This is a genomic window from Acidobacterium sp. FHG110202_01, assembly GCF_059115305.1.
This window is the reverse complement of sequence record NZ_JBZYWJ010000012.1, coordinates 67,573-79,916: the sequence shown is the minus strand read 5'-3', so window position 1 is coordinate 79,916 and position 12,344 is coordinate 67,573. Positions and strand designations below refer to the sequence as shown.

Annotated in this window: 12 protein-coding genes and 1 riboswitch; all 12 genes read right to left on the bottom strand. The window is 51.6% G+C overall.

Translation table 11 applies throughout. The features are described from left to right. Positions 1-2: 2 nt before the first annotated feature. Positions 3-974 carry a HEAT repeat domain-containing protein gene (locus AC5S16_RS21780; protein ID WP_493932227.1) on the bottom strand — a complete coding sequence of 324 codons (972 nt, stop codon included), beginning with the start codon at positions 972-974 and terminating at the stop codon, positions 3-5. A 1-nt stretch (position 975) separates the two neighbouring features. Continuing rightward, a complete protein-coding gene (locus AC5S16_RS21775; protein WP_493932226.1) occupies positions 976-1,695 on the bottom strand; it encodes a metallophosphoesterase family protein in 720 nt (239 codons plus the stop codon). A 15-nt stretch (positions 1,696-1,710) separates the two neighbouring features. Then, positions 1,711-2,352, bottom strand: coding sequence for a P-loop NTPase family protein (locus tag AC5S16_RS21770; RefSeq protein ID WP_493932225.1), 642 nt, complete (start codon positions 2,350-2,352; stop codon positions 1,711-1,713). Between the two features lie 118 nt (positions 2,353-2,470). Next, the gene (locus AC5S16_RS21765) at positions 2,471-3,025 is read right to left on the bottom strand and encodes an inorganic diphosphatase (RefSeq protein WP_493932224.1); all 555 of its coding nucleotides are present in this window, start codon (positions 3,023-3,025) and stop codon (positions 2,471-2,473) included. A gap of 49 nt (positions 3,026-3,074) precedes the next feature. After that, a riboswitch (Fluoride riboswitch) is annotated at positions 3,075-3,144 on the bottom strand. 80 nt (positions 3,145-3,224) lie between these two features. Further along, the gene (locus AC5S16_RS21760; protein ID WP_493932223.1) at positions 3,225-4,631 is read right to left on the bottom strand and encodes a MutS-related protein; all 1,407 of its coding nucleotides are present in this window, start codon (positions 4,629-4,631) and stop codon (positions 3,225-3,227) included. A 133-nt stretch (positions 4,632-4,764) separates the two neighbouring features. Beyond that, the gene (locus AC5S16_RS21755; RefSeq protein ID WP_493932222.1) at positions 4,765-6,396 is read right to left on the bottom strand and encodes a MutS-related protein; all 1,632 of its coding nucleotides are present in this window, start codon (positions 6,394-6,396) and stop codon (positions 4,765-4,767) included. Between the two features lie 115 nt (positions 6,397-6,511). Then, a complete protein-coding gene (locus AC5S16_RS21750; RefSeq protein WP_493932221.1) occupies positions 6,512-8,230 on the bottom strand; it encodes a dynamin family protein in 1,719 nt (572 codons plus the stop codon). A gap of 4 nt (positions 8,231-8,234) precedes the next feature. Beyond that, entirely contained in the window at positions 8,235-8,570 is a 336-nt protein-coding gene (locus AC5S16_RS21745; RefSeq protein ID WP_493932220.1) for a DUF190 domain-containing protein, read from the bottom strand. After that, positions 8,567-9,280: a DUF190 domain-containing protein gene (locus AC5S16_RS21740; protein WP_493932219.1), complete on the bottom strand. Its 714-nt coding sequence runs from the start codon at positions 9,278-9,280 to the stop codon at positions 8,567-8,569. Before AC5S16_RS21740 ends, AC5S16_RS21745 begins: the two co-directional genes overlap by 4 nt. Positions 9,281-9,302: 22 nt before the next feature. Continuing rightward, a complete protein-coding gene (locus tag AC5S16_RS21735; protein ID WP_493932218.1) occupies positions 9,303-9,863 on the bottom strand; it encodes a hypothetical protein in 561 nt (186 codons plus the stop codon). After that, a complete protein-coding gene (gene crcB / locus AC5S16_RS21730) occupies positions 9,860-10,237 on the bottom strand; it encodes a fluoride efflux transporter CrcB (RefSeq protein WP_493932217.1) in 378 nt (125 codons plus the stop codon). Before crcB ends, AC5S16_RS21735 begins: the two co-directional genes overlap by 4 nt. 13 nt (positions 10,238-10,250) lie before the next feature. Next, positions 10,251-12,335, bottom strand: coding sequence for a dynamin family protein (locus AC5S16_RS21725; protein WP_493932216.1), 2,085 nt, complete (start codon positions 12,333-12,335; stop codon positions 10,251-10,253). Between the last annotated feature and the right edge of the window lie 9 nt (positions 12,336-12,344).

The window sequence follows — 12,344 nt, the reverse complement described above, 5'->3', positions numbered from 1 at the left end:
TCCTATCCTGCTTTATTAAGCGGCTCTGTATCTCGTTCGAGTTCCGGGCCGAGAACATGCCTTAAGACTCGCCAGAACGGTGTAAGCCAGTTGGGTTTCTCTCTGCGCTTTCTGCGTTCTTCGGTTATCGTGCCAGCGATTTGACGGGCGAGGTTATGATCGCGGTTGAGCAGCTGTATGACTGTATCTTCCTGTACCCAATTGAGCTGACCGGAAATGCGAAAGAGAGCGCGGAATATTTCGGATTGATCGGTATCTGGGGCTACGTGAGAACCGATAGAAGCTGTTGCGATCACGACATTTGCATCCGGTTCTGAAAGGAAATGCCGCAAGTCTTTCCATTGTTCGACAGAAACGCCAAATTCTCCCAGTAATTCGAGCACAGCTCTGCGTCGGCGCAGCGCGGATGGCCCATAAAGCTGCGTCTCGGTCAGATTGCGAACCGATAGGATGGCGTATTCACGGGAAGGTCTCGCCATCCTTCTGAGTCCTTGCTTTGCTTCTTCGCGGCAGAAATCATCTTCGAGCACATGGAAAAGCAAAGGCAGGCTTTCTGGCTTGCGAAATTCTCCCAATGCGAAAATCAAGCCGGCCGTGGGTCTCTGTCTTGCAGCGTCCAGCAGAACCCGGAAGACTTCTTCCGACTTCCATCGAAGCAACTCCTCAGCCACCACGCTGCGTACTGCATCTTCGGCGAACAGAACTGCTGCATCGTTTGGCGGTTCGTATTGATGGAAATAGCAGATGAGTACCTGAAGTGCGCCAAGCTCTCCCAGCGCGCGAACGGCACGGCAACGTGGCAGAGCGATGGTCCTTGGCGGTCCGGCAAGGAGGAATTGCTCAAGGTAAGGCACCGCCCGGTCGCCGCAGGCCACTAGTAGAGGTACTGCGAAGTCGCCATCTGTGAGCGAATCGATTGTTGCGATCAGTTTTTCGATCTGCGCATCCGCCATTCCGGGCAAAGGCGCGCTCATTTCACGCCCCCTTCGTGTAGTAACGAGGTTGTACAACACCTGTCTTTAGCAAAGTGATCAACTCATCCTGATCGTCTGCGGGAATAGGCATCGTGCGGATATCTCTTATGGTTTCCAGCAACGGATACTCATATTCTTTGAGAGAGATCTCACCATCTTGCCAGACGGCATAACATGCCAACGACCTTCCAGTCTTAGGCTGACCGAGACTGCCAGGATTCAGGACAGTAGTCCTCCTTAGTTTCCGGATGAAAGGCGTATGCGTGTGACCCACGACAAGGACATCGGCACCTGCCCATTCGACTTCTTTTTGCCAGCGCTCTGACTTCTCCGGACAATAACCGAACAACGGATCCGTGGGAATGGCATGGACGAGATAAAAACTGGTCGAATCGAAGCGCAGTTCTTTTTGGATGGGAAGAGTTCTCAGGTATGCAACGTCTTCTTTCGTGCAGACTTCCTGCGTAAAGCGTTGCGTCTCTTCTGCCAATTTTTTGAATGGCGCGGAGCATTGCGGGTCTGTGTGGAAGCCAACCGCATTGTCGTGGTTTCCACGAATCACCACCGTAGCGTGCTGCCTCATCCACTGGACGACCTCATGTGGCCTTGGGCCATAGTTAACAAGGTCTCCTGTGCACCAAAGCTGATCACATTGCTCTTCAGGCAAAGCAGTTAACGCTGCAAGATTTGCATGAACATCGGAGATGATGACGAGTTTCATAAAGTCCTCATGCCACTATCGGCGTCCCATACGGTAGTCGAGATACAAAACGTGGGCCTTGATCTGATCACCCAATCGGTATTTAGGGCCTTGAGCCATTTTGAGCATGTAAAGAATGCTCCCCGGATTGCCTTCGCTCCACTCGGCAAACGAATGCAGCGCCTGTTCCAGGTTGGAAGCACATAGTCCCACCTTGTCTGCTTCTCTTTGTGCGAACTCAAAAGCAATGGAGAACGAGAAATTCTTTACTTCTGTTCGCTCCGATCGGTCTGCGCACATCGGCTGCAGCGCACCGATGTCTTCCATATGGGGAGTGCGGGCGGCGAAGAATACAGGCGTTCGCCCATAGTAGTGCATTTCCTTGATCATGCCGGTTACGATGCGGGAAGGGCCAGTAAGATGATCGAGCGCCAGAAAGAAGGGTAGCTGGCTCAATGCGCGTTGTACGATGCCCTTGAGAGAAGAAGTGCTCAGCGTCTTTGGAAGAGCTGGCAGATGTAACTCCCGCTTGCCGCTGTTTCGCAGGCTTTCAACAAGTGCAAGCATAAGGTCACGTGGCGAGGTAGTCTGGCTTACATAGAGGGCGAGCGGGTGCGATTTTGCAAAGCTCTCCAGCAGGCGCGTTTTTCCAACTCCTTCGACGCCAAAGATCAACATGCACTTTCGCTTTCGCGCCTGCTCCTCTAAACGCGCCCTCTCTTCGGCCCGTTCCACAACGGTCAAATATTGCGAACCAGGTGCGTGTTGGGTAGCCAGTAAAGCCACAGTAAGAGTCTCACTCCCAAATGGCGCTGCTTATGGCTTGCGCTTTACTTGAGTTGAATCGCTCATGACTTGACCGGATGATCTTGTAGGCGCTCTTCCGGTCCTTCCAGCCCAATACTTTTGTGCGCTTGCCCTCAAGGTCTTTGTAAATTGAGAAAAAATGCTCAACTTCCTTGAGAATGTGAGCCATTACATCGGTATAGTTCTGGATGCTGGCGAAGCGTGGATTGCCCGTGGCATAAGCCAGAATCTTTTCATCGGGGACGCCCTGATCGAGCATTTCAAAGAGCCCAATCGGGCGAGCCGAATAAATACAGCCGGGAAATGTGGGTGCGTCGCCCAGAACAAGGATGTCTAATGGGTCGCCGTCTTCGGCCAGAGTGCGGGGAACAAAGCCATAGTCGCCAGGATAATGAACAGGCGAGTGCAGGTTCCGGTCTAACCGGAAGACATGAAGCTGCTTATCGTACTCGTATTTATTGACGCTGCCCTGGGGAATTTCAATGACGGCGGTAACAACTTCCGGCTGCAGCTCACCAATAGGTATGTTGAGATAGTCGCTCATTTTGCTCCTTTGCAAGTTCCGGCGCAGGAGCAAAAAGAAAACTCCTACGCTTTCAGTAGGAGTCATCAGCCTTCCGTATGCGGAGGCGCTTGATGGCGGATTCCCTCGCCATATCTATATTCGCATAACGGAAATCCCGGATCAACCGCCGTCAGCGAGATGGTCGCCACGAAACAAATGGAAGCGCAGCATAGATGCTTCAGCTCGTTTGAATGGCTGGCCGATCCATATCGAAGATGCGCTGATACAAGTCCTGGCCAAAGCTTGTAGCCAGCGGTTCGCCTTCGATAAGACGGAATGTCCGTCGGCCCTCACTCAGCCTCTCTGCGCGAAGGAAAAGCACTGTAGCAGTCTTCGTTTGATAGATGCTTTGCGCCAGATCAAACAAATGGGTGACATAGAACATTCTGATTTTCATTGCGAGCAATGCGCCAATAATCTGTCGAGCGATTTCTGATCCCTCTCGCTCATTCGTGGAAGCAAATGATTCGTTGAACAGAATAAGGCTGTGCGGAGAAATTGCGTCCACAATTGCGCTCGCTCTGCTCAGTTCTTCGTCGAGTTTGCCGCTCTTCATCGTGGCATCTTCTTCCCGCTTGAAGTGAGTGAAAATGCCGTTGCTGATGCTGGCTCGGTATGACTCTGCTGTAACAAACATGCCGCATTGCATCATTAACTGAGCCAAGCCTATGCTTCGCAGGAAAGTAGATTTACCGCCACGGTTCGCGCCGGTAATCATCACCAGATACTTGCCATCCGCAGCAATATTGTTCCCGACAACTTTAGTTTCCGTGCTTAAGCTGAGACACACATCATAAAGTCCGGCACACGCGAGCTGGGACTGATATATAGGCAATGGCTCTGGAAAGCATGCATGCGCACCTTTTCGTTCGAGATGCTCATGCAGGTTCAAACATGCGATATAGAAACCCAATTCCAGTCGCAGCATGCGAAAGAAATTCAGAATATGATCGGTCGATTGACCAAGAGCCGTTGCTGCCTGGCTGATTCCCCGGCCTCGCAATTCTGACAATGCACGAAAACCGGCCTCATCACGATCAGCGACTTCATAGACATAAACTCCCCCGTCCTTTCTTAGCACCTGCTCAAGCCAGTTCTGGATTCGCTCCATCCAGGTCTGTTTTATTTTCGGCACTTTATGCAGTATGTAATGAGTGCCCTTATTCCCTTTGTCAAGCGCGACGCTCATCAGGATGCCATCGCGGAGCCGAAGACGGCGAAGATGATCAGCGATAATTTTGAGGTAGTCATCATTAAGTTCTTCGCTAAGCATCGCAAAGAACCGCCGGAAACCTTCTGACTGAAATTTCTCTTCCCGCGAATCAGCAATCCGGCGCAGCTTTTTGAGCAGTTCGAAGAATATCTCCAGTACCTCCACGGCACGCTGCAGCGTGCTCTCTGGATATTTATCCAGCATCCATCCCCAGACTTTCCGCTCGCGTTCTATGGCTTCGACGGCGACTCCATAGATTTCCCTCACGATAGAAGACTGCTTCAGGCAGTCCTTGAGAATGTTTTGCCGATAGAGTATTGTTTCCGGATCGTGAAGGCTTGTAAGCACAGCCTGTTTTGCTACCTCCAGCAAAAACCCATCTCCGGAAGCCATCGTGTGGAAGAGCGTGTTCAGGGCCAGGTCCTGAGTCAGGTTGGCAGCAAGCTCAGGCAAGCTCTGCACACTGAAGTCCTGGTCTTGAAACATGAGGAAAGTTTTCATGATGTCATGTGTCCGCAACTCTTTGATCGATACGCTCTGTGATTGCTTCTTGCGTGAGCCTGTACTTCTGTGCGATCGCCACTGCGTAAGCAAGGCCATCAGCAGGCCTCCTGATGATCTTGAATGTCCGCTTTGTCGGGTTTTCGAGATCCACCGTGCTGACCATGCTTACTGTCTTGTTGCTGAATGATGCCAACTCATCAAGGAAGGTCACGGAGGCACAAAGCGCATCCAGATCATTTATGCGCTGCATAATTTCTTTGCTAAGAAAAAGAGCGTCATGCAGTGTTGTGGACAGGAAGCTCTCATTCATGATGAGGATGCTGTTTGCAGTTGCCTGCTTGAGGATGTGATGAATCCTGAGCAGATCGTCTTCGAGCTTGCCGCTCAGGTTTTTGATGTTTTCCTCTCTTTCGAAATGGGTGAATAGCTTGTCGAAGAGGAAAAGGCCGGCCTCCTTGCCAGGAACTGGCCAGCCAATGCTTGCCAGATAGTGGAGCTGTCCAAAAGTGCGCGCGAAGGTCGTTTTGCCTCCCTGGTTTGGGCCAGATACTACGAAGATGCGTTCGGGATCTTTCAGGTAAAAATCATTCGTTATGAGTGAGATGTTTTCACGGATGAGTTTGTCGGCTAGAGCGAGGTCGTAAATATCACGACCAAGAATTTCTTTGGAATGGCTATGCACAGCTGGATAGCAGAAGGACAAGCCAGCGTGTTTGAAACGCCGTATGTATTCAAGGCAGGCAATATAGAACTGCACTTCGCGGTCGAATCTCGCAATGGTGCTGTTCAGAAAGGTGATGTGATGCTCGCAATACTCATCCAGAGATTGAAAGATTTCGGGATATAACCGCGCAACCAGGTCTAACACGGCAGCCTCCACATGGTTCATGTTCGGGTCAGAGGAAAATCCAAAGCGGTATTCCTTCGGTGTGCCTTGCCGGAATCTCTCAAATGTCTGCAGTACATCCGCGCTGTAATCAGGCAGCAGATCGTATTTCATGACCGTGATGCGCTTTCCTTGAATATGAAGCGAATACCGGATCGTGTGAAGATCAACTCGGACCTTCTCAGTTTCGACGACAAGAGTGTGGAAGTCTTCAGCGTCTGTGTAAGCCATCAGGAATTCACGCAATGCAACGAAGCCTTGAGAGCGAAGCTCTATCGATGTCAAGTGGCTAAAAAGGCTTTTGACGGCCTTACAATAAATCTCTACCGCGTCGAGGAACCAGCTCTGTTTTTGGCGTTTGTAGTAGAGTTTGTCTGCCTGGACGAGATGGCTTCGCATTTGCCGCATCTCTTCTGCGAACGACTGAACAGGACCGAGCAGGACAGGGTTCTCAAGGTCATGCAGGATATCGTGGCGGAAGTAGATCGAGCTAACGTGCCGGAGTGGCCTGAAGAAGAATGGCTGCAGGTTATACTCATCGCGACCGGCAGTAATGGATGTGATGACCTGGTCAAGATTCAGATCGGTGAAATATTCCGGCATCGTCTGCTGGTCGATATCCACGCTGTCTTCGGGGTCGTCAAACAGGATGCTGTTGAAAGGAGTAAACGTATTGGGTTGTGACGCATTCGGAACTTGCTGTCTCTGTGTGGCAGAGACGGAGTAATTTGCAGACTGAACGGACACGTGGCTCCTCCGAGTTCTGATCTCGTAGCAGTCATCTTCCCCTCAGACAGAGAGGCGGTTCAGGGTGGACTCCAACACCCGCTCTCAGCAACTAGAGCTAGCCGGCAGCCGCCCGTCAATCGTGCAGCAACTGAGAACACTGCCGTATGACCGCGTCCAGATAATCAACTGTGCCTGCCTGTTGCGATGCTGAAGTTTGCGGCTTATGTAAGGCAGACTCGATCGTATCTGTCACTATCTGGATGCCATCGTACAGTTCTTTCTCAAATCGTTTCATACTTGCCTCCAGGCGCTCGACGTAGTCATAACGTATGCGCCCGGCGTTCATGTCCAGAAGAATCCGCACATTGTCGCGCATTCGGCGTAACACAATCGGGCGCAGCAGAAAGCGAGGCAGTATGAGCAGGAACGAATCCAGTGAATAAAACACAGGTTCTACCCGATAATGCAGGCGGCTTTCCACGCGCAAAGGGCATGAGAATGAAAGATGCTCCACTGGTATCTCGAAGAGCGATCCGGCGGATTCTTCCAGTCGTTTCAGAATAACGTTGGCTTGCGTCGCAAAGCGTGACGACAACTCAGTCAGTTGTGCCTGAATTCCGTCATCTTCCTGGACACGCCATTTTCGAAATACTCCTTCCACTTCCTGCATAAGAAAATCTTCGAGAAGCCTGCCGAGAGGTCGCCCGGTCTCTTTCGGATGTTTCGATTCAAAATTTTCCAGGTGTTGCTGAACTTCAGATACGGAGCTTTCTACTCTTATCTTCAGATCCTGTTCGACGCGCGAAATTATGTCTGCGGAACGTTGATGGAGCAGGATGCGCAGCTCCTGTAATTCTTCTGCAGTTTTTTCCAACAGACAATCAAGAGCGACCCGCTTGCCTTCCAATTCCGCCGCATTCAGTTCTCTGGCTCGCGTTCCAAGCGATGCGGCGAACTTGAGCGTATGCGCGATCTGCAATGTATCAAGAGCGACAGACTGCACTAATACCTGGCGCTTTTCTTTCACAAGAAAAGTCTGCAGGCGTCGCTCGAAGCTTTCCATCCTGACAGCAGTAATGCTATTGATGTGGGAATCGAGTTTATCCCGTAAGGCCTGCCGGGCTGACAAGGCAAATATTTCCGGCGATGCTATTTCGAGCCGCTCCAGCTCATTCTCAAGAAAGGTTTTAATTGTGCTGACTTCGTCCGCGGATACAACGTCAGTTTTATTCAAGACGAAGAACAGCTTTGGAATGTCGTTTCTGATTCGCCGCACGAATTGCGACTCCACTTCCGTGATGGGCGGGTCCACAGAGAGCACGACGATGCCAGCGTCGATCTGCTCCAGATAGCCTTCAGTAGTTTGTGTGTTATGGGTGTGCGTAGATCCAATTCCGGGAGTGTCAATCAGGACAATGCCGCTTTCGAGGAACGGTGAAGGATAAGCGATCTCAACCGAACCGACCTGCTTTTTGTTTCCAGGATTGCCGGCTTCCGTAATGTAATCCGGCAACGAACTCAGAGGAACATTTTTGCGGAGACCGCCTGTCGCATACACAATAACTGCCTCGGGCGCAGGACCATATCTGATTTCTGTGATGATCGCGGTCGCCGGGAGAACTCCTGTCGGCAGGGCTTCCGCTCCTAAAAGCGCATTGATAAAGGAACTTTTGCCACGCTTCATCTGGCCTAAGACAGCCAGGTGAAGCTGCCCGGTCGCCAATTTCTTTTCAAGCGCTGTCAGTTTGTCAAACAGGTCCTTACTGCTACTAGTAAATCCTTCCGTCGCGAGCAGTATCCGCAGTGATTCCTCGATGGAATGAGATTCGGCAATTTGGCCTATGGCAGCCATTCAATCACTCAGCTTTGGTGTAACGAATTGCTTCTACCTTAGAGCTTGCAACCAGACCTCCACCGATCATTTGATCAAGATGAGGAATGAGTTTTTGGATCTGCTCTTCGGTATCGATCACGCTGACCATTACGGGGGCATTCTTGGAAACAGACAAACTGCGCGCGTGATAGATGCGGGCACTTGCGCCGAATCCCTCCACGCCGCGGTAAACGGTAGCGCCTGCCAGTCCGAGTTCCATACACTTGGCAACGATGGCTTTGTAAAGCGGCTCGCCCTGCCATTTATCGGCCTCTGTGAAATGAATACGCAGCATGCGTGCTTGAAAATGCTTTTTCATGACTGAACCTCCAGTGCACGATAGGCGTATTTGATGATGTCAACGTCGGATAGGACCACTAATCCTTCCTGCACCATCTTGTCCACGATTGGCAAAATGTCCTTGATCTTCTCTTCTGTATCTATGACCGAAATCATGATGGAGGAGTCGTGCGAGAGATGCAGCGCTTTCTCCTTGTGAACTCTGCGATGTGCTCCGTATCCGAGAATGCTCCGGTAGACGGTGGCCCCCGCAAGGTCATTGGCGCGCAGGGCGCGGACAAGAGCCTCGTGTAACGGCTGGTCATTCCAGCGGTCGCTCTCGCCGATAAAGATTCGCATCATCCTGGCTTTGCCCTCAATCTTGACATGCTCCGGAGCGATGGTCTTCTTTGGCTTTGAAATCCTCGCTGGCTTTGCGATCGTAGTCTCCTGAACTTCGATCATTCCCGAACCTGCCATCTCTTCTAACTTGCCCAGCAACTCGTTCACTTTCTCTCGCGTTTCGATGAATTCAACCTTCAGAGGCAGATGATCGGATATCTCAACTGAACTCGTGGAGTGGATGTGGTGGTCAGCACCAAATCCGGCAACGCCCTTCAGAACTGTTGCACCTGCGACGCCGCGGAAGAATAAGAAATCGAGGATGCTTGAGTAGGTCGAGACTCCGTGGTGAGTCGAACCCTCACTTAAATAAATAGAAACCTTTACTGCTTTACCTGGAGACAACATAGTTCTTCTTCACGCTCCTTTTCTATGGGCGCAACCCGCGCTGCGATACCAGGAACTCTGCGACATGCCCCAATAGTCCCCACTCTGCGCTATCCTGCTGATATTCTTTGCGGAGGCGTGCTAAGTCTTCCATAAGCTGGCTCCGATATCTCTCCATGACACCACCAATGGTGGAAGCCATAACAGGAGACACGATTTGTTTCAGCTTTGTTCCGTGAGCCAGGCAGAGGATTGCCTGCGACCGCAGCCATTGCACGACAAGTTTGTGATTCAGACAGCTAACGAACTCACGGATGCGACGATCTTCTTCGATTTCCAAAAGCATACAAATGTCGCATGGAGTCGAAACAGGCATTTCGGTCTCCTGGGCAATAAGATTCAGAAAGAGCGAGGCGGCAGAAGTCGCTCTTTGCTTCGCGGCCATGCCCCACGCATGAAAATTGCACAGGTGATGGATATCTTTTTCATCCGGGTCCTGGAGCAGCGCGGATTGAAAATTTTTCATGAAATGACAAAATGGGCAGCCGCTTTCTCCCAACACCTGCAGGATGGACTCATAGTTCTGAATCTTGTTGGTTCTCATGACACAGCCCTCGCCAGTAGAACGCCGCACCAAACCCCAATCAGCCCAAAGATAAAACTCAGCACGACATAAGAGGCCGCAATGAAAAATGCTCCGCTCTGCAAATTCGAGAACGTCTCCCACTCGAAGGTAGAAAAAGTGCTATAAGCTCCTACAAATCCCACGGGTACAAGAAACCTCCATGCAGGATTCAGTTCCGCGCGCCTGCTGAGGAAGGTCAGAGAGAAGCCGATAATGATACAAGCGCTGATGTTTATCACGAACGTTCCATAAGGAAATTTAGTGCCCAATCGGCTGGCAATCGCCGAGCCTACCCAGAAACGGGCAATGGATCCAAGTGAACCGCCCAGTGCGATAAAAAGGTACTTTTGCAATCGCTGCTCTCCTTCAGGTTCTTTCTGCCGTCTCAGCTTCCCATCGCTGCAACAGCTCCAAGTCAGATTCCAGTTGTTCAAGATTGATCACTTTTGTTGGGGCTCCACTCGTGCGGTGCAATTGAACCCGATAAGCATCCGCATAGGAATTCACCAATGCCTCCAGTTTACGGACAACCTGCTCACTCCAACGGGACAGGGCCATTCCGTATAAATGCAGTTCCTCTTTGAGATAGACGCCTATGCTGTTTCGCAGACTGGAACGGATGCGTGACCGTAGCACTCCCTCTCCCCAGAATTTCCACGGCCCAACATTCATGGGAGTGGGAAGGACTGCCATCTCGAATCGCGGCAGGTCGCGCACAAGCAATTCAAAGTCTTCCTGAGATGGAGTATCCCTGCGACCCATATTCCTGGCTACTTTTTCAAGAGAGCTGACAGCACGCTTGCCCACGCTGCGCAAATCGTCGATCGGCGCCTGGATAGAACGGGCGACAAAATCATGCATCCATTCTGAAAGCTGCAGGGAGGAAATCCGGTCTTCAGAAGCGGTGCGCACCCACGCGCTTGCCTGTTGTGCCACTGCGTCAAGCACAGCATCAGGCATTTCGCCAAACCGCCGGAAGGCATGATCGAGTTTCGTCCGCTGCTCTGCCACTTCTCCAGTCACCACATGGAGCAAAGACTCGAGTTCAGCACCATCCTTGTCTTTGTGTATCTCTGTCTTCGCATGTTCTTCGCGGTGCGGGCTGCTCTCCATAGCGGCAAGAACTGCCTCTCGCAGTGAGCCGATCTTTCTGGCAACCGAAGCCTCCCGCAGCGCCCGCGCCTGTTCAAAGCGCGGAAGCAATTCACGCTCGAAGAACTGGTCGAGCAAAATGGAATATTCCTTCAACGCACTCACCGCATGGACAGTCACATGAAGATTCAGGTGGCGCTGAATGTGCTCCTGAATATAGGAAATTGCGTGATGAAGGTCGCCTTCGGCAAGTAAATCCGCCTTGCTCAAAAGAATGAGCGCTGGGATTCCGGCTTCGTACAGCAGTCGCAGCGTGCCGACGTCTTCTTCATTCAGAGTTGCGCCGGCATCAATCAGCAGAAGCGCGAGATCGCAGGAAGGGAGGTAAGCGAGTGTTTCCTGAGCGCCGCGCTTCGCGAGGGAGCCAAGTCCCGGCGTATCCACCAACAAGATGCCTTCTTTAAGTCGTTGGGATGGGACTTCTACCAGAGCGCGTACAATATTCTTAAGGTTGCCTGGATTGCCCTGCTCTGTGACGAGACTGGACAGTTCATCGATCGACACCGCCTTGCTTCGGCCATCTCCGAAGGCTACCGCTGCCCTGAGTGTTGGGCCGTACCGAAGTTTAGTAGGAACGGCAGTGATCGGGTTAATGCCCACTGGCAACACGTCAGTTCCAAGCAAAGCATTCAGCAGCGAAGATTTGCCACAACTGACCCGACCAAAAAGAGCGACTTCAAAATTGTCTTCCTCAAGGCGGGAGGCCAGCGAATCAATCCTGGGCCGAAATTCCACCAGGCCGTTGCGTGTGGCAATCTGTTCGAGCAACCGCAGCAGGTCAACATCGAAACCGGTTGCTTCGAGCCGTTTGAGCCGCTTTTCAAGATCGGCAGTCAGTTCCTGCTTGAGATAACGTTCCATGCCCGTAACCAGGGATCGCAGTTCATGAATCACGCCATTCAATTCGGTGACTGCGTCTTCAGGAACCGGTCCGTAGCCGCGCATATAACTCGGTTTCAGTTCTTCCAGTGAGATATCAATGAAAGCTAGACTGGACAACACTGCGCGCGTTGCAGGAATGTCAGGAGGGTCCGGTTTCAGGTGTTGCCAGGCAATGGCATGCACCAGCTCAGAGCGAAACCTCCGAATATAGTCTTCTACGACGCGAATCTGCGCGGGGTTGACATCAACGATATATCGTGGAAATGGGCTTTGCGATGTGGCTGCGTGCAGAATGTCGTCGATGTCGGCAAGCAGCTTGTCGATGTAATGACACGTAATCCGCAGGCGGCTTTTCTGGTATTCGTTCAGTTCTCCGGAAAATCGTGTCATATCACTATTCAGGTTTTGCCCGGGCATGACTCCTCC

What these genes read in the sequence shown, in the direction of transcription:
- AC5S16_RS21780 (WP_493932227.1), bottom strand. Translation starts at nt 974, where the DNA reads ATGAGCGCGCCTTTGCCCGGAATGGCGGATGCGCAGATCGAAAAACTG.
- AC5S16_RS21775 (WP_493932226.1), bottom strand. Translation starts at nt 1,695, where the DNA reads ATGAAACTCGTCATCATCTCCGATGTTCATGCAAATCTTGCAGCGTTA.
- AC5S16_RS21770 (WP_493932225.1), bottom strand. Translation starts at nt 2,352, where the DNA reads ATGTTGATCTTTGGCGTCGAAGGAGTTGGAAAAACGCGCCTGCTGGAG.
- AC5S16_RS21765 (WP_493932224.1), bottom strand. Translation starts at nt 3,025, where the DNA reads ATGAGCGACTATCTCAACATACCTATTGGTGAGCTGCAGCCGGAAGTT.
- AC5S16_RS21750 (WP_493932221.1), bottom strand. Translation starts at nt 8,230, where the DNA reads ATGGCTGCCATAGGCCAAATTGCCGAATCTCATTCCATCGAGGAATCA.
- AC5S16_RS21745 (WP_493932220.1), bottom strand. Translation starts at nt 8,570, where the DNA reads ATGAAAAAGCATTTTCAAGCACGCATGCTGCGTATTCATTTCACAGAG.
- AC5S16_RS21740 (WP_493932219.1), bottom strand. Translation starts at nt 9,280, where the DNA reads ATGTTGTCTCCAGGTAAAGCAGTAAAGGTTTCTATTTATTTAAGTGAG.
- AC5S16_RS21735 (WP_493932218.1), bottom strand. Translation starts at nt 9,863, where the DNA reads ATGAGAACCAACAAGATTCAGAACTATGAGTCCATCCTGCAGGTGTTG.
- AC5S16_RS21725 (WP_493932216.1), bottom strand. Translation starts at nt 12,335, where the DNA reads ATGCCCGGGCAAAACCTGAATAGTGATATGACACGATTTTCCGGAGAA.